Raw genomic sequence first — 16280 nt, forward strand, 5'->3', positions numbered from 1 at the left:
ATAAATTCAACTCTGTTTTTCAGTTCTTAGGTGTTGCCTGTAAGCGTATGTCATGCTATTTTTAGACAGATGATAACTTAAGGAGGAACTTGAATGAAACGTATGACAAAAGGTTTGACAGCATCCCTATTATTGGCTGTCCCGCTCGCGGCGTGTGGTGATTCTAGCACCGATCAGGCCGAAACTTCGCGCTGGGACGAAATCAAAGAAGACGGTACACTCACGGTCGGTACGGCCGGTACACTCTATCCTGCCTCATTCCGGGAAGAGGATAGCGATACATTGACGGGGTTTGATGTCGAGCTCATGAAAGAGGTCGGGAAACGCCTCGACCTCGAGGTCCAATTCAAAGAGATGGCGTTCGACAACATGTTGACGAGCGTCCAAAACGGACAAGTTGACGTCGCAGCGAACGATATCTCGGTCACAGAGGACCGGAAAGAGAAGTTCGCCTTCTCAACACCGTACAAGTACACGTACGGGACGGCCATCGTTCGCAAGAGCGATTTGTCTGGCATCGAGTCAATTGAGGATTTGAAAGGCAAAAAGGCCGCTGGTGAAGCGACGACCGTCTTTATGGACGTGGCACGTCAATACGGAGCCGAGGAAGTCATCTATGACAACGCGACGAACGACCAGTACCTTCGTGACGTCTCGACAGGACGGACCGACGTCATCTTGAACGACTACTATCTTCAGACACTCGCCCTCGCCTTCTTCCCGGACTTCGATATCACGATCCACCCGGATATCGCCTATAACCCACAGGAAGTCGCGTTCTTGATGGACAAAGAGAATGCAGAGCTCCAAGAGAACATCGACCGCGTCCTTGGCGAGATGCTTGAAGACGGTACGGTGAAAGAATTGTCGGAAACGTTCTATAACGGAGCCGATATCTCGGTAGAACCGGACGTCGACGCGACGATCGTCGAATTGGACTAAGCGGTCATGTTCGAAGGTGTGAAATGGGAAGCAATCTTCGACGTCGACCTGGCTGTGCGCTCGTTCCCTTATCTGCTAGGCGGTTTGCCGAACACGCTTTGGATCTCATTCGTCAGCATGTTCTTCGGCTTGTTGCTCGGTCTCGTGCTTGCCCTTGGGAAACTGTCACCGTCCCGGATGCTGCGGTTCCCGTCGACGTTCTATATCTCGTTCATGCGGGGCGTGCCGATTTTGATTATCCTGTTCATCTTATATTCAGGGTTTCCATTCATCGGCATCGAGTTCGCGGCGCTGACGGCGGCGGTCATCGGGTTCAGTCTGAACTCGGCGGCCTATATCGCTGAGATTATCCGGTCGGCGATCCGTGCCGTCGATCCGGGACAGGTCGAGGCGGCCCGCTCGCTCGGGATGAACAAGTGGCTGACGCTCAAAGGGGTCATCTTGCCGCAGGCGACGCGAATCGCGCTCCCCCCGCTTTCGAACGTGTTCCTCGATTTGATTAAAGCGAGTTCGCTCGCCGCCATGATCACCGTCCCTGAAATTTTCAACAAGGCGAAGATCGTCGGGGGCCGGGAGTTCGACTATATGACCGTCTATCTGGTCGTCGCCCTCATCTACTGGGGCATCTGTACGTTCATGTCGTTCTTCCAAGATTGGCTCGAACGGCATTTTGAACGCTATTTGGATACACCGAAGCGATGACTGACTTGCCTCATACAGGCAGGTCAGTTTTTTTGTCGGGCGGTTATCGCGAAAGTGACATGGTATAGTCAACTTATTCTATATTTCGCTTCAAAGGAGACACATCACCTATGTTCTCAAAGCTATTATTCGTCGCATCCGGCCTCATCACACTCACGTATATTTTGTTCGATGGACCGGCATGGGTCAGTGCCTTAAACCCATACACGAGTATGATTGTCCTTTATTACTTGGTTTTTAAGTTCCCGAGCCGGAAAAGAGCGAAGGCGGCCTCTTCAAATTGACCACACGTGACGTACATATTTTGAAGCGCTGGTCTTTAGCGTTCCATCTCGGACCGCGAGTGTGCTATGATTTTCTTAATTATCAGAAAATAGACGGGGGAATTTTATTATGGTGCAACAATGGACGACACATTTAAACGATCAAGTGATCGGGCAGTCAAAGGCGATCAAGCTGTCGACGATCGCCCTCCTCTCCGGGGGACACGTCCTGCTCGAGGACCGACCGGGGACAGGAAAGACGACGCTCGCGCGTAGCCTGGCCACCTCGGTATCGGCCGCATTCCAACGCGTACAGTGTACGCCGGACACGTTGCCGAGTGACATTTTAGGGATGGAACTGTTCAATCCGACGACAGGCACGTTCGAACGGAGAACGGGCCCAATCTTCACGTCGATTTTACTCGTCGATGAAATCAACCGGACGACACCACGGACGCAGTCGGCACTGTTAGAGGCGATGCAGGAGCGGCAAGTGACGCTCGGTGAGGTGTCACTTCGTTTACCGGACCCGTTCTTCGTCATCGCGACGCAAAATCCGTTCGACGGGCAAGGGACGTTCCCGTTGCCTCAGGCGCAGCTCGACCGCTTCTTATTCAAACTGTCACTCGCCCCGCTCTCACGAGAGTCGGAACGCCGGTTGCTGCGTAATGAGCATTTGAGTTCGGCTCCGTTCACGTTGCAACAGACCGAGCTTGTCGAGATGCAGCAAACCGTCCGTGACGTCTTGTTTCACGATGCGATGGAAGATTATCTGCTCGATTTCGTCGAGGCGCTCCGTCATCACCGAGACATCGAGGTCGGACCGAGCCCGCGGGCGACGCTCGCCTACACGATGGCAGCTCGGGCGCATGCCTATATGGACGGACGGGATTACGTCACGCCTGAAGACATTCGCGCGCTCGCCCTGCCCATCCTCGGCCACCGGATCGTCTTGACGGTCGAGGCGTCGCTCAAGACGAAGCCGTCCAAATTGATCAAGTCCGTTCTGGAGACCATCCCGGTCCCGTCAGAGGTGTGACATGCAACTCGTCAGCCCTCGCTACCTCGAGTCCGGGTATATGTGGCTCTTGTTCGTCGTCGGGGTGTTCACCGCCCTATACGGGAACGTCTTCCTCGCAAGTGTGATTATCGGGTTCAGCCTGTATGCGCTCATCATGCCGGAGTTATTATTCCGACTCGCTGAGTACGTCCACGTCGAAGTGACTGACGAACTGAAGCTGTTCCCGAACGATGAAGAGACGTATACGCTCAAATTGATTTCGACGGCGCCCGTGCCCCTTGGCGTCGTCCGATTGTCGGGTTATCTCCATCCGACCGTCGAGTCGGAGGCGCACGCCTTCTGGCGCCAAGAGAACTTTGTCGGTCGTGAGGCGGCCGTCGCCTACACGCTTCCACTCAAGGCAATCAAGCGTGGTCCGATCCGCATGGAGGCGATCGGCATGGAGATCCGGGACCCGCTCCGTATGTTCTCACTCTATAAAGAAGATCCGCTCGACCGTATCGGGTATGTGTTCCCTGAATTCCTGCCTTATCCGATCCCGAAACGTCCGCCGACGTTACCAGGCGAAGAGATGGTCCGTCATAGCGCCTACCGTGACCCGGAGACGTTCCAGTCGGTGGCGCCGTATCACGGACAGCCGATGCGGCAACTGTATTGGTCGGCCTACGCGAAGACAGGTGAACTGCTCGCCCGTACCGAGCAACCCGTCCAAGCGAACGAATATGTCGTCGTGCTCGACTTGTTGACGAAAGACGGACGCGCCCTCACCCATCAGATGGAGCGGTTGATTTCACAGGCTGCGGCGCTATGCCGCGACTTCGAGAAAGAGAACGCGAGCTATGGGCTGATTGTGCCGACATTGACGAAGGAAGGGATCACCTATGACCTCGCCCCGGGGAGCGGTGAGACGCATTTCCGCAAGGTCATGACGACGCTCGCCTGCCTGTCGGAACGGGATTTCCCACTCGCCCGGTCGCTATTCGAACGGAAGGTCGCCAAATACGGCGGCAGCCAGTCCATTTTACGACTGGGAGGTGACGGACGATGAGACTACTCTGGTGGGTGTTCGCCGCGTTCTATGTCGGTCACGTGTTTCCGCTCGTCTTTCTGCTGACGCTCCGTTTGCCGCGCAACTGGCAGCTTGGGGTGCAGACGGCCCTGAGCATCGCCGCGCTCTTGTTCTCGTATGAGATGAGCATCACGCTACTGTTGTTCACGTACGTCCACGCCTTTATCCGAACTCTCGATTGGACGGACCGTTACGCGATCGCAAGTGTGCTCTTCCTCATTGTCGATTGGTTGTTCCCGCCGGCGTCTCAGCCGCTGGCGATGATCGTCTTCCCGTTCTTGTTCTTGTTTTGGCAACGGAGCCTGTATTATCGCCGTGACTATAAACGGATGTTGTCCACGCTCGTCGTCGCCCTAGGGGTCGGCCTCGGTTTAGCGATAATCATCCGGACCATCAAAGAGCTATTGTTCGGCAACCTCGTCGCCTGGATTCAGCCCATCCTGATTTGGATCGGCGGTTGGTTCGACGGAGTCAATCTCGATCCGACCGATCGCGTCAACCGTATCCTCGTCCCGGACAATCCGAACATCGATGCCGAGACGATTTCAAACGAGACGTTACTCGAATCGGCGACGAATCAATCGCTATTCTTGGTCGTCACGTTTCTCGTCGTTCTCGTCAGCGTCATCGCTTTATTCATCTATGTGCAACGCCGAAAAGAAATCCATGAGGATGGGACGGTGCCGAAGCAACGCCATCAAGCGGCCGATTCGGTTCGCCGCTCGACACGGGCCCCACGGCACGTCCGTCTGCTTGATGCCGGGAGACGTCTCGAACAGGCCCATCCCCGCCAGCGCGAAGAGACTGTTTCGGAATGGTTCGAACGAATCGGATTTACCGAAGGAAGTCGCTTTGCCACATGGCTGGAGGCGGCCGAGTACGGAGAGAAAGAAGCGCCGGCTCCAATCGTCGAGGCGTTCGAACGACATGTCACCCAGACGCTCAAAAAATAAGAGACCAGTCAGTTCGCCGGGCACTCCCGGACGGTCTGACTGGTCTTTTTTAAAGAATTGGGCTGAGCAAGCGTGACACGCTCTCTTTGAAACGGATCCATTTCGTTCGTGTCTCATAACGCTCAATCGTTAACCTGTCGGCACATGCGAGGTCGCGATCGAATGCATCGATGACAGACTGGGCCACGACCTCATCATAGACGAGCGCCGAGATCTCGAAATTGAGTCGGAAACTGCGGGCGTCGATGTTCGTCGTGCCGATCGAGGCGACCTCGCCATCGATGACGAGCGTCTTCGCGTGCAAAAAGCCGCCTTCATACGTATATACCTCGGCCCCGTAGCGGACGAGCTCGGCCGCATTCGTATACGTCGCCCAGTAGACAAACATGTGATCCGGCTTGTTCGGGATCATCAGGCGGATTTTCGTCCCGGACATGAGCGCATTGCGGCAGGCGTCGAGGAAGCTGGCGTCAGGGATGAAATAAGGGGTCTGGATGTAAATCGTCTCTTTCGCCTCGGTGATCATCTTGACGAGCATGTTTTTCAAGTGCTCGGTCGATGAGTTCGGGCCCGATGTGACGATTTGCACCGGTGATTGGGCCGTCTCAATAAGGATGGACGGCCAAATGAAATCCTCTTTCTCGGCTCGATGCTTCGTCGGTACGGCACGGTTCCAATCGAGGAGGAAACGCTCGAGCAGTTCTCGGACCGCCTCCCCTCTCATCCGTAGATGCACATCGCGCCAATAGCCGAACTGACGATTCGTCCCGAGGTATTCATTCCCGACGTTGAAACCACCGATATAGCCGATCTCCCCATCGATGATACATAGCTTTCGGTGATTCCGGTTATTGACGCGGAAGTTGATACCGAGACGTGACGGGAAGAACGATTTGACCTCGCCGCCATGCGCGAGCAGTTGTTTAAAATGGGAACGTCGCAATCCGCGGGAGCCGACGGCGTCATAGAGTAGACGGACCTTGACCCCTTCCTTGGCCCGTCGCGTCAAGGCCGAGATGAGAGCCTGACCGAGCGAGTCGTTTTGGATGATATAGTATTGGATGTTGATTTCCTTTGTTGCCACCTCGATGTCATGGAACAACGCCTCGAACTTCTGCTCGCCGTCATGGATGACTTGAATTGCATTATGATACGTCACGAGCGCATTCGTGGAGGATAAGTTCAAGCGGGCGAGGCGACGATACTTGGATAAGAGCGGATCACTGGCAAACAAGCCGCCATGGGCGTCGAGCTCAGTCAACTGGTTATGGACGTGTTCCGCGTATTCATGCCGTCGTTCCTCGTCGACTTGGTAGAAGTTATTCGATTTGATTAATCGTCCGAAGAAGATATAGATGAAGAATCCGAGCAGCGGCACGAAGAATAAAACAAGTAGCCAGGCCCACGTCGACCCGATATCGCGCCGTTCGAAGAAGATAATGGTGACCGCAAACGTCACGTTGAGGATGACCAATACGATACCGAGTATGCCTAGAATGAATTCTGTCGTGACCATCTCGATCTCCTCCTTTTGTCTCTTGTTTACCCATTCTTCGTAAGAATGAAATGCTCGTTTACAGGTAAAGGGATAGACACACAAAAAAACACCGCGCCTGCGGTGTTTTTAGGGAAAATCGATTAGTTTAAGACTTTGATTGTGATTGATTTACGACCGAAGTTGAGCGCTTGCTCTCGTGTCGGCATCAAGATATCGATTTTGTTACCTTTGATGGCGCCACCAGTATCTCCAGCGATTGCTTCGCCGTAGCCTTCAACCCATACTTTAGAGCCGAGTGGGATGACTGAAGGGTCAACCGCGATGACTTTTTGGTTCGGGTTCGAGCGGACGTCGATTCCTGTTGCCGTGATTCCTGAGCATCCTGCACAGTATGGTGTGTAAGCCGTTGCTTCCACAGTCATCGTCTTACCTGAAGCCGGAGCTTGGGTTTGCGTTGTAGACGTAGACTGTTTCGTCACTGGTGCAGATGTTGATGCTTTTGGTTTAGCGGCTGGTGCGCTGTTCGCAACCGATGCTGCTTTAGCACCTTTTACAGAGAATTGTTGACCAGGGAAAATGAGATCTGAATTAAGACCGTTCCATGTCATCAACTGTTTGACAGATACGCCGTTGTTTGTCGCGATGCGATACAACGTGTCACCTGATTTTACTGTATACGTTTTTGAAGCGCTTGAAGCTTTAGCTTCTGACTTCGCAAGCTTCAATACTTGGTTTGGATAAATCATATTAGAGTTTAAGCCGTTCGCTTGTTTGATGTCATTAACTGATACACCGTTGTTCACGGCGATACGGTAAAGTGTATCTCCAGACTGAACTGTGTGTGTTGATGCTGCCGAAGCTGGAGCAGCGACTCCTAAACTAAGGCCAGCGAGTGCCGTTAGTGTCAATAGTGGTTTTTTCATAAGAATATTCCTCCCTTTTCTAACGCCCCCTTACTGTAACACCTGTATATTTCACTGCCGTTACAGGCTGATATGAGAGTGATATCAGTTCAGTTACAGAAGCTTTCAGCGAGATGAGAGGAATCTGAATTTTTACAATCCAAATACAAATGGCTTAGTTGAGCCATTTTCAGCTATACTAAAGAGAAGAGAAAGGAGGTTTTAGTCTTTGGAACTATTACTGCTATATTACATTGTGACTAATTTCCTAGCGTTTATGTCATTTTACCTCGATAAACGTCGTGCTAAATCTGGGGAATGGCGCATTTCGGAACAAACGTTACTCATTCTCGTTTGGATCGGTGGCGCATTCGGGGCCTATCTCGCGATGCGGTTCTTCCGTCATAAGACATTGAAACCGAAATTCCGCATTGGTGTTCCAATCGCCATCTTAGTGCATGCGGGTGTCACCGGTTGGTTCATCTTTTGACGCCATTATATAGAAGGAACTTGTTCAATCGCCACGTAGAAAATTCCGATGAAATGTCTTGATAGACGCTTCGTGGTGAAAAAGAAGTGTGTCCATCCGGTGTTAAAACGAAATAAATGTTCAATTATTGAGGTGTTCGGATGAAGGTTGAAGGAAATCTGATTGATATCCAAGAGTGGACTGAAACGACGATTGAGACGACGATCAAAGTGAATCCGCTGTTTCAAATCTGGTTAATCACGAACGGACAACTCGACCTGCTCGTCAATGGGACACGGTCTCGGCTCCGCTCCGGGATGGCGTTGATCTTAGACCGTGGACAAATCGTGAAAGTTGAACCGAAAGGAGAGCCATTTCGTTTGGTCGTGATCTCCGTCGAGCCGTTAGACCTATTCTCTCCGTCGCTTGCGGAGTTGTACGTGACACCGCACGCCGAGACGTCGCGTAGTAAAGTGTTGCATCCCGGTGAACCAGGAGATAAGCCCGTCCTCGACATAATCGACAAAGTGATTCGCAGCCTGAAGAAGAAGTCCTCGTTCGCGTTGCTCGATGCGAGCTTACAGCTCGCAGTCATTTGGCGCTATTGGATTCAACAGCCGCAAAGCAGAACGAAACATCATGTTCAGGAACGGATGCGTCTCATGCTCGCCTACATACATGACCATGACACGATGAAACTGACGCTCGAAGACATCGCAGCAACGGGTGGTCTGAGCCGGGCGGAATGTTGCCGCTACTTTACAAAATGGGGCGACACATCGCCGCTCGCCTACGTCCAGAACGTCCGCATGCATCGTGCGGCGCGCCTCGTCGAGGAGTCGAAGGAACCGATCGCCGATCTAGCGCATCGTCTCGGCTACACGAGCGTGAGCCATTTCGTGCAATCGTTTAAAAAAGTCCATGCGGTGACACCATTGGCGTACCGAAAGCGACAGACATAACAAAAGCCGACAATCGTGTCGGCTTTTTCTCGTTAACGGGCGGTCCAACCGCCGTCTGCTTTCAAGACGTCTCCATTGACGAAACTCGAATCGTCGGAGGCGAGGAACAACGCGACCTTGGCAATTTGCTCCGGTTCACCCATCGGAGCCTCCCCTGCCCCTTGGATGGCTCGCATCCCGAGTTCGCTCGGCGCGGTGATGGTGGCGCCGATATTCGTATTGACCCCGCCCGGTGCGATGGCGTTGGCCCGAATCTTGTTGAACGTACCGTATGTGGCGGCGATATTTTTCGTCAGGCCGATGAGCGCGTGCTTCGAGGCGACGTACGAGGCACCGCCGCGTGTCCCGAACAGGCCACCGACCGAGGCGTTATTGATGATGACGCCGCCCGTTTCTTGCTTGTCCATGATGTTGATCGCGGCCCGGGCCAGTTTCATCGGTCCGGTCAAATTGACGGCGATGACGCGGTCCCACACCTCTTCGGTCACTTCGCCGACGGTCAAAAAGTTGTCCATGATGCCGGCATTGTTGACCAAGATGTCGAGCGAACCGAACGTGCTCGTCGCCGTCTCGACCATCTTGTCGATATCTTCCTGCTTTGTGACGTTCCCGGCGACGCCGACGGCTTCCCCGCCGCTCGCTTTAATCTCTGAGGCGACCGCTTCGACTGAGTCCCCGTTCATGTCGATGGCGACGACGCGTGCCCCCTTCCTCGGCAAACAGTTTGGCGATGGCCCGACCCATCCCTGACCCGGCCCCGGTGACAATTGCCGTTCTACCCGATAATTTCACACCGCATTCCTCCTTGTTGAGACAACTCAAGAGCGACAGAGAAAACGACAAGTGCAACCTGCTCACGTGTCATTAGTCTATACCTGGATTTGGGTGAAAACGTATCTCCGTTTGAAAGAATCTGCTTCTGTTCCAATCACTAGTCACGTACAATGGAAAGATACAGATATTGGGAGTTGGAAGGTGGGATTCAATTGAATCGTTATCATGCAGAAGTGATGGGAAGCGGGACACCCGTTATATTTTTACCGGCTGGAGGATTCACCGGAGAAGAAGGTCGTTCACTCGCTGAGGTGCTATGCGACGACTTCGAGGTGCATTTGCTGGATTTGCCAGGGTTCGGGCGAAGTGAAGGGATTAAGCAGGTCGTGACGTCCGAACAGTTGGCGGATTGGGTCAACGACTACGTCATCACACATCGAATCGGACCCGTCCATGTGATCGCGCATTCACTTGGAGGTGCGATCGCTCTCGCTTTCGCCACGCATTATCCCGAGCACGTGGAGCGGCTCGTCTTGCTCGATCAAGGCCATAAGGCGTTCCCTTGCGTTCCGTTGAGAGAGTATGGCGTGTTTGGCCTTGCCGTCCCGCTCCTGAGCGGACTTTATCGTCTGTTCGGACCTCGACTCGTCCCCAAAATCGAGACGAAGGTCATTTCAGATGAAGGTACATCTCCAGTTACAGAGGAACAGGTTAAGACTTTCTGCGCACAGACAGGCCTCTCTGAACGAAACGAGATTCGGCGCGCGTTGAACGACCCGGCTAAACTCGGACGAGGCGGATTGAATCTGCTGTTCGGCTTCTATCACCTTGACGTGCCGCAGCTTATGCGTTCACTTCAAGTCCCGACGTTACTTATTTACGGCGATTTTGTCGGACTGGACGACAAAGAAGTCCGATTGACGAAGTCAGCCATTCTGGACCTGCAACGGCATGAGCTGCCGATCACTTACATACGAATGACAGGCGGCCACTTCGTCCATTGGAACCCGGCGTTCCCGCTTGAACAGGTACGACAGTTTTTACAAGTTGAGAAAGCGAGCGGTCTGTTATGAAGCGTCAGCAAAAGATTGTCCTCATTCTTGTGTGCTTATTGTTGGTATCAGCCGGAGTGGCCTGGGCATTTGATTCGACGAAGCAGACACAATTGCCCGAGGGAGCGGAACCGATTCTCACCTACCCTGTTGATGACCGTAATATGAGTCTTCGCTTTTTCACGAACAGTTACATCGTCGAGGAATGGAGTGAAGAGCCGGTTGCGCAAGGCATAGGTCTTGAACTTACTGTCGACAATCAGGTTCAGTCAATTACATCTGAATCGCTGTCCGAGGCAGGGCTCACGTGGGCCACTTTCGGCCAATCGTGCGGGGATCGGTCAGAATGCTCCCCCTACGACATCCTTTATGGGATGAACCACGGTGATACGACCCGAGTCGTCGTCGAGTTGAACGGAGACAAATTCGAACCGGAACTGTTGAAGACAAAGGCCGGGAATGACGTCTGGTTCGTGCTCGTCGACCAAATCGAGTCGATTGAGTCCATCATCGGCTACGATGCTGCGGGAGACATATCCTACCGCTTCAACAACTAAAAAAAGAGACGGAGGACGGCTGTCCTCTCATCTCTTAGCGCTCGCAAGCGATGCCGTCCTTGTCTCGATCTTTTGATTTGTTCGCTTCGTATAACGAACTGTTGGCATAAGGCTTGTACTTCGTCTTACCACCTTTGTTTTTCGTCGTCTTCGTTTTGGCGACACCGCCCTTGTACGTCTTATTCAGTTCGGTGCAGCGTCCGCGGTTTCTGACGGCGCGATGCTCAGCGTGAACAACGCGATGCCGGCGATGGTCGCACGAAGTAGTTTCTTCATGATTGTTTCCTCCTTGATCACAAACGATATGCGTTACCATTCTCGTTCATTATAGGAGGGATTAGGATAACTAACCTGATTTATAAAATGTTCAAATGAAAGGACCATCACATTGACCTTATCACCGTTTCATATCGACAATAATAATGAACAAGTTTATCAAGGGAATTTGCTTGTCTCGGAACACGAGATAGTTGAACCGCTTACTTTGGAGTTCATCGAACGGTTGGTGTTTGGTCCTGAGGCCATCAAGTGTTTGATCACCCGACACCATTCTTCGCGGCGGATCCAGTTAGAAGAACAGCCACTCGACCAACTACAGACATTGTGGGACAAGACATTCAAACACCAGATCACCTTTGATCATGCGTTTTCTCTTGACGACTTTCCGAACGGATCTTGTTGGACGATACGCGTCTGGCAAGGATACGACTGTTGGTATCTCGTCTTTACCGAGCATCACTGATTTCATTGTTAACAAACCCGCAAAGAAAGGGAATTAGTTATGGACTTACTTATGTTGATACAGGACCGGGCTCTCCCGTTACTGCTGCTCGCACTATTTCTCATTTTGAACGTCGTGTTCGTCATCGGGATTTGGAAACGACGACGCCACTTCTCCAAAGGTTTTCTCGTGTTCGCGAGCTCGCTTGCGTTTCTACTCATGACGTCATCGATCATTCTCATCATGTTCACGATGTTCATCGGCTACAACCAGTGATGCCTTCTATCCGATGATATCCGTATCAAAATCATCGAGTGCCCCTACGACGTTCGAAGTATGATGAATGCAGAAAGGAGGGAATGCTGATGCTTGAATCATTGAACCGATTGATGGACCACATCGATCAACATTTAACAGAAGACATCACGAGTGAGGATATCACACGCATCGTCGGGGTATCCGACTATCATTTTCGACGCATGTTTTCCTACATGGCCGGGATGACGCTCAATGAATATATCCGAAATCGTCGGCTGTCAGAAGCGAACAAGGACTTGATTCATGGGAAATCGGTCACGGACGTGGCGTATACGTATGGATACCAATCCGTCGACGGGTTCTCGCGAGCGTTTCGAGACTGGTGTGGCTTTTTACCGTCTGAAGTGATCAAGAACAAGATTCAAAAGTCATTCCCGAAATTCACTTTCTACATCGACATCAAAGGAGGAATTTCAATGGAATTCAAATTAGAACATAAACCTTCATTCAACGTCGTCGGCGTGTCCAAACGCGTCCCGATTCAATTTGAAGGTGTGAACAATGCAATCGTCGAGTTGGCGCAATCAATCACGTCGCAACAGCGAAGCGAGATGCATCAGTTGGCGGACCTCTATCCGCATCAAGTGCTCAACGTGTCGTACGACTTCGATGAAGGCTATTTGGACGAAACGGGTTCACTCACGCACATGATTGGCTTCGCGACCACACAAGATAATCCGTACGAGGATCTTGAACAGATTACGATCGAGTCGAACCTGTGGGCCGTTTTCCCGAATGCCGGCCCGTTCCCGGAGACGCTCCAGGAGACGATGGCCAAAACGTATGCCGAATGGCTACCGACGTCTGGGTACGAACTGGCCGACTTGCCGAGCATCTCGTTCACGAAGCATGACGGACCATCGGACAACGTCTATAGCGAAGTGTGGGTAGCGGTGAAAGAATAAACAGTCTCCTAGTCAAAAACGCCCTCTCTAGAGTTAATATCTAGGGGGGCGTTTTCGACTCGTTTATAATTCATTCGTTAGAGTAGTTCATTGGTTTTGTGTGTTATAAATCCTGAATTGTCTACTTCAAGTCGTGTTTTCAATCCATTTCTTTAAGTTCAATCATTCGATCTTTTAAAGTCATAAATTCTGATTCGTAATCGCCTAAAAGCAATTCCACTTCAGAGAAAGGACAGAATGCAGCACCATTACTAAAGAAAATTACTAAATGATTTGTAATGTCATGTTTCTTTTTCTTAAAGACTCCCCATTCGGCACCATCTATTCTTTGCCTCAAACACTCGCCAAAATATAAACCTAAATCCATTAATAATTTGTAATCGTGAATGTCTATCATATTTATAGCGGCGTGATTCTCATTTTTTATTTTTAGCAACGAGGCTAGAAATTTCCTTTTTGATAATTCGTATGGCGCAGCATTTTCAAGGTTACAGTTTAATAGTTCTTCCTCCGTATATTCTGAGAGTTTTCTGATTTCCAGATTTTCTATGGCCCAATCAAATACTTCATCCATGACTTGATCACTAAATATTTCTTTATGCTCTACTACGCGGTTTAGTGTTGTTTGTTTTATTAAAACCCATATTCTAGTTTCTAGATTAGTCATCATGTATTCGAAATATTGATTTAACAATTTTGGAGTAAGTTCTTCATATCTTACACTAAAAAAAATTGGAGTTTTAAGTACAGGGTATTCCACTTGATGTCCCTCCCGTTATGAATGGTGATTGGCTTAGAGTTATTCATACAATGACAGTTACTGTCGTTTAGTCATAGCGTTCTATATCTCCGAGATGGCTTTGCTTCCTTAGTCCCTTATTTGTTTATAAATGTCGATTGTTCCATTCAGGACATCAACTCGCGCATTCCAATTTCGAACTTTGGAATGGATCGTGAACACGTCATCGGACTCCCAACTACTCGTTCCGAAATATAATGAGAACGAATTAGGGTTCGCGATTTCTTCAATCACTTTTGCTTGGAATAACCTCATGTCTTTTTCATAAACTTCAATCCAAAACGTAGCACCTGTCACAGAGACAATCAATTTAAAAACAGCTATCCGATTTCGTTTTTTATTTGATTTTGGAGTTTTATTTGGCAAAATGACCAACTTGTAGTCATTCATTTCGATTTGCCTCAAACATTGTTCGATGATGTCAGAAATCGCTTCTCTCTTACTGAACGTATGTACTTCTAATAGTGGTACGAGCACTTCACGAACGAGCTCAGCGAAATGACGAAACTTCTCTTTCTCGTCAAGAATCATTAAATAATTCTCATAGTTGAACGTTTTACTCGTGAACTCATGGACCAGCACCTGATTGTCTGTCTCATCAAACGTATGGTGCATATATGACTTCGTCTCATGTGCCACTAGAAGCTCTATCCCAACGAGTTCGTCGGATGTGAATCGGACCTCGTCTTGCTCGATGAATCGAGACAGATAATTCGCAAGCAATTCTTCAAACACGTATGACGAGTGAATCTCGGTGATGTGTCGCTTCCTCCAGTTCCGATCATGTGGTTGATTAAGAGTTGTACCTAAACGAATTGAGATATGTCTCATGGAGTGCCCCCATTTCTTTCTACTTACCATCATACAAAAACTCCCTTTGACTATCACTTAGAAAGTCAAAAGGAGTCATTTTTATTTTGTCACTTTGTATTCCAACGCTTCCCCGTTCGTCTCGATCACATGCTTGTACCAATCGAACGAGTCTTTCTTCATCCGCTCCATCGAGCCGTTGCCTTCATTGTCACGGTCGACATAAATCATGCCGTACCGTTTCTTCATCTCGCCCGTCGTGAACGAGACGATGTCGATGATGCCCCATGGCGTGTAGCCGATCAAGTCGACGCCGTCATAGACGACCGCTTGTTTCAACTGTTCGATATGCGCCTTCAAGTAGTCGATGCGTGCCGCATCATGGATTTTCCCGTCGACAATCTCGTCGACGGCGCCGAACCCGTTCTCGACGATGAAGAGCGGGATTTGATAACGGTCATACAACCGGTTGAGCACGTAGCGGAGGCCGACCGGGTCGATTGCCCAGCCCCAGTCGCTCGACTTGATATATGGGTTCTCGACGCCGTTCGGCAGACCGCCATTGACGATGTCACCACTGTTGTCGGCGACGACGTCACTCTTCACGGTCGTCGACATGTAGTAACTGAAGCCAAGGTAGTCGACGGTTCCGTTCTTCAAGATTTCCTCGTCCCCTTCAAGGAACGGGATTGTGTACCCTTCCCGCTCGAATTCGTTCAAGGCGTAGCTCGGGTACACCCCGCGCACTTGCACGTCCGGGAAGAAGTAACGCTGACGCATCATCTCTTCAGCAAGCATGACGTCGTCCGGGTTTGACGAGAACGGATAGATCGGCACGTGTGATACCATCGCCCCGATCTCGAAGTCCGGGTTGATCGCTTTCCCTTTCGCGACGGCGAGCGCGCTCGCAATCAACTCATGGTGCCCCGTCTGATACATCACTTCACGGGCGTTCTCCCCGTCTTCGACGATGACGCCAGAGTTCGTCCATAAGAAGAGCGGGTTGTTGACGTCCATCTTGTTGTTGATCTCGTTGAACGTCATCCAGTATTTGACCTTGTCTTTATAGCGGTCGAAACACACCTCGGCGAAGCGGACGAAATGGTCGACGACGGCACGGTTGCGGAACCCGCCGTACTCACGTGCGAGGTGGAGCGGCATCTCGAAGTGGGACAACGTGATGATCGGCTCGATGTCGTGCTTCAACAGCTCGTCGAACAAGTCGTCATAAAATTGGAGCCCTGCCTCGTTCGGCTCCGCATCGTCCCCGTTCGGGAAGATCCGGCTCCAACCGATTGACGTGCGGAGACACTTCAAGCCCATCTCAGCGAAGAGCGCGACGTCTTCTTTATAACGGTGATAGAAGTCGATTGCTTCATGGTTCGGATAAAATTCGTCCGGCTCGACCTTGTCCGTGATCCGACGCGCGACGCCGTGAGCGCCGGCCGTCAACACGTCGACGACGCTCGGCCCTTTGCCGTCGGCGTCCCAGCCGCCTTCAAATTGGTGGGCGGCAAGCGCGCCGCCCCATAGAAAGTCTTTTGGTAATGTCTTCATGGTAGT

18 protein-coding genes and 1 pseudogene are annotated in these 16280 nt (G+C 51.1%); 12 read left to right on the forward strand and 7 right to left on the reverse strand.

The genetic code is table 11. The annotated features are described in order from the left end of the window. The first annotated feature begins 93 nt into the window (after positions 1-93). The 6 genes from KNP79_RS11640 to KNP79_RS11665 all read left to right on the forward strand — a co-directional run bounded on the left by KNP79_RS11640 (position 94) and on the right by KNP79_RS11665 (position 4950). Positions 94-942, forward strand: a complete 849-nt coding sequence (locus tag KNP79_RS11640) for a transporter substrate-binding domain-containing protein (RefSeq protein ID WP_215192452.1) — start codon at positions 94-96, stop codon at positions 940-942. Positions 943-948: 6 nt separating this feature from the next. Beyond that, on the forward strand, positions 949-1644 hold the full coding sequence (locus tag KNP79_RS11645) for an amino acid ABC transporter permease (protein ID WP_214763133.1): 696 nt from the start codon (positions 949-951) through the stop codon (positions 1642-1644). Between the two features lie 110 nt (positions 1645-1754). After that, positions 1755-1928: a hypothetical protein gene (locus KNP79_RS11650; protein ID WP_214763132.1), complete on the forward strand. Its 174-nt coding sequence runs from the start codon at positions 1755-1757 to the stop codon at positions 1926-1928. A 109-nt stretch (positions 1929-2037) separates the two neighbouring features. Beyond that, positions 2038-2946: an AAA family ATPase gene (locus KNP79_RS11655; RefSeq protein WP_214763131.1), complete on the forward strand. Its 909-nt coding sequence runs from the start codon at positions 2038-2040 to the stop codon at positions 2944-2946. A 1-nt stretch (position 2947) separates the two neighbouring features. Continuing rightward, positions 2948-3976 (forward strand): DUF58 domain-containing protein, encoded by a 1029-nt coding sequence (locus tag KNP79_RS11660; RefSeq protein WP_034777619.1) that lies wholly within the window; start codon positions 2948-2950, stop codon positions 3974-3976. Beyond that, positions 3973-4950 carry a hypothetical protein gene (locus tag KNP79_RS11665; protein ID WP_214763130.1) on the forward strand — a complete coding sequence of 326 codons (978 nt, stop codon included), beginning with the start codon at positions 3973-3975 and terminating at the stop codon, positions 4948-4950. Before KNP79_RS11660 ends, KNP79_RS11665 begins: the two co-directional genes overlap by 4 nt. A gap of 49 nt (positions 4951-4999) precedes the next feature. On the opposite strand, the gene cls is transcribed toward KNP79_RS11665, so the two are convergent. Together cls and KNP79_RS11675 are read right to left on the reverse strand one after the other, a co-directional pair. Further along, the gene (cls, locus tag KNP79_RS11670) at positions 5000-6466 is read right to left on the reverse strand and encodes a cardiolipin synthase (protein WP_052090124.1); all 1467 of its coding nucleotides are present in this window, start codon (positions 6464-6466) and stop codon (positions 5000-5002) included. 122 nt (positions 6467-6588) lie between these two features. After that, positions 6589-7371 carry a LysM peptidoglycan-binding and 3D domain-containing protein gene (locus KNP79_RS11675; RefSeq protein ID WP_034777617.1) on the reverse strand — a complete coding sequence of 261 codons (783 nt, stop codon included), beginning with the start codon at positions 7369-7371 and terminating at the stop codon, positions 6589-6591. 208 nt (positions 7372-7579) lie between these two features. Between KNP79_RS11675 and KNP79_RS11680 the strand changes: the two genes are divergently transcribed. Together KNP79_RS11680 and KNP79_RS11685 are read left to right on the forward strand one after the other, a co-directional pair. Next, on the forward strand, positions 7580-7840 hold the full coding sequence (locus tag KNP79_RS11680) for a DUF1294 domain-containing protein (RefSeq protein WP_232939616.1): 261 nt from the start codon (positions 7580-7582) through the stop codon (positions 7838-7840). 140 nt (positions 7841-7980) lie between these two features. Further along, entirely contained in the window at positions 7981-8781 is an 801-nt protein-coding gene (locus tag KNP79_RS11685) for an AraC family transcriptional regulator (protein ID WP_214763129.1), read from the forward strand. A gap of 32 nt (positions 8782-8813) precedes the next feature. On the opposite strand, the pseudogene KNP79_RS11690 reads toward KNP79_RS11685, so the two are convergent. Continuing rightward, positions 8814-9573, reverse strand: a pseudogene (locus KNP79_RS11690) (glucose 1-dehydrogenase). A gap of 194 nt (positions 9574-9767) precedes the next feature. Between KNP79_RS11690 and KNP79_RS11695 the strand changes: the two are divergent. After that, positions 9768-10628 carry an alpha/beta fold hydrolase gene (locus KNP79_RS11695; protein WP_214763128.1) on the forward strand — a complete coding sequence of 287 codons (861 nt, stop codon included), beginning with the start codon at positions 9768-9770 and terminating at the stop codon, positions 10626-10628. Continuing rightward, positions 10625-11164 (forward strand): hypothetical protein, encoded by a 540-nt coding sequence (locus tag KNP79_RS11700; protein WP_214763127.1) that lies wholly within the window; start codon positions 10625-10627, stop codon positions 11162-11164. Before KNP79_RS11695 ends, KNP79_RS11700 begins: the two co-directional genes overlap by 4 nt. A 34-nt stretch (positions 11165-11198) precedes the next feature. Here the strand turns inward: KNP79_RS11700 and KNP79_RS15750 are convergent, their stop codons facing one another. Further along, positions 11199-11351, reverse strand: coding sequence for an excalibur calcium-binding domain-containing protein (locus tag KNP79_RS15750; protein WP_251130076.1), 153 nt, complete (start codon positions 11349-11351; stop codon positions 11199-11201). Positions 11352-11945: 594 nt separating this feature from the next. On the opposite strand from KNP79_RS15750, the gene KNP79_RS11710 reads away from it, so the two are divergent. Continuing rightward, a complete protein-coding gene (locus KNP79_RS11710; protein ID WP_214711388.1) occupies positions 11946-12161 on the forward strand; it encodes a hypothetical protein in 216 nt (71 codons plus the stop codon). An 89-nt stretch (positions 12162-12250) separates the two neighbouring features. Beyond that, a complete protein-coding gene (locus KNP79_RS11715; protein WP_214763125.1) occupies positions 12251-13108 on the forward strand; it encodes an AraC family transcriptional regulator in 858 nt (285 codons plus the stop codon). 139 nt (positions 13109-13247) lie between these two features. Here KNP79_RS11715 and KNP79_RS11720 read toward each other — a convergent pair whose 3' ends face one another. The 3 genes from KNP79_RS11720 to bglA all read right to left on the reverse strand — a co-directional run bounded on the left by KNP79_RS11720 (position 13248) and on the right by bglA (position 16274). Further along, the gene (locus KNP79_RS11720) at positions 13248-13868 is read right to left on the reverse strand and encodes a hypothetical protein (RefSeq protein ID WP_214763124.1); all 621 of its coding nucleotides are present in this window, start codon (positions 13866-13868) and stop codon (positions 13248-13250) included. Between the two features lie 108 nt (positions 13869-13976). Beyond that, positions 13977-14642, reverse strand: coding sequence for a hypothetical protein (locus KNP79_RS11725; RefSeq protein WP_215192454.1), 666 nt, complete (start codon positions 14640-14642; stop codon positions 13977-13979). Between the two features lie 177 nt (positions 14643-14819). After that, positions 14820-16274: a 6-phospho-beta-glucosidase gene (bglA, locus tag KNP79_RS11730; protein WP_214763122.1), complete on the reverse strand. Its 1455-nt coding sequence runs from the start codon at positions 16272-16274 to the stop codon at positions 14820-14822. Positions 16275-16280: the final 6 nt, after the last annotated feature.

This window comes from Exiguobacterium sp. s7, from assembly GCF_018618195.1.
Classification (GTDB): Bacteria; Bacillota; Bacilli; order Exiguobacteriales; family Exiguobacteriaceae; genus Exiguobacterium; species Exiguobacterium mexicanum_A.

Bases quoted from the DNA above. Each gene is read 5' to 3' on its own strand.
- KNP79_RS11640 (WP_215192452.1), top strand. From the start codon at position 94: ATGAAACGTATGACAAAAGGTTTGACAGCATCCCTATTATTGGCTGTC.
- KNP79_RS11645 (WP_214763133.1), top strand. From the start codon at position 949: ATGTTCGAAGGTGTGAAATGGGAAGCAATCTTCGACGTCGACCTGGCT.
- KNP79_RS11650 (WP_214763132.1), top strand. From the start codon at position 1,755: ATGTTCTCAAAGCTATTATTCGTCGCATCCGGCCTCATCACACTCACG.
- KNP79_RS11655 (WP_214763131.1), top strand. From the start codon at position 2,038: ATGGTGCAACAATGGACGACACATTTAAACGATCAAGTGATCGGGCAG.
- KNP79_RS11660 (WP_034777619.1), top strand. From the start codon at position 2,948: ATGCAACTCGTCAGCCCTCGCTACCTCGAGTCCGGGTATATGTGGCTC.
- KNP79_RS11665 (WP_214763130.1), top strand. From the start codon at position 3,973: ATGAGACTACTCTGGTGGGTGTTCGCCGCGTTCTATGTCGGTCACGTG.
- cls (WP_052090124.1), bottom strand. From the start codon at position 6,466: ATGGTCACGACAGAATTCATTCTAGGCATACTCGGTATCGTATTGGTC.
- KNP79_RS11675 (WP_034777617.1), bottom strand. From the start codon at position 7,371: ATGAAAAAACCACTATTGACACTAACGGCACTCGCTGGCCTTAGTTTA.
- KNP79_RS11685 (WP_214763129.1), top strand. From the start codon at position 7,981: ATGAAGGTTGAAGGAAATCTGATTGATATCCAAGAGTGGACTGAAACG.
- KNP79_RS11700 (WP_214763127.1), top strand. From the start codon at position 10,625: ATGAAGCGTCAGCAAAAGATTGTCCTCATTCTTGTGTGCTTATTGTTG.
- KNP79_RS11710 (WP_214711388.1), top strand. From the start codon at position 11,946: ATGGACTTACTTATGTTGATACAGGACCGGGCTCTCCCGTTACTGCTG.
- KNP79_RS11715 (WP_214763125.1), top strand. From the start codon at position 12,251: ATGCTTGAATCATTGAACCGATTGATGGACCACATCGATCAACATTTA.
- bglA (WP_214763122.1), bottom strand. From the start codon at position 16,274: ATGAAGACATTACCAAAAGACTTTCTATGGGGCGGCGCGCTTGCCGCC.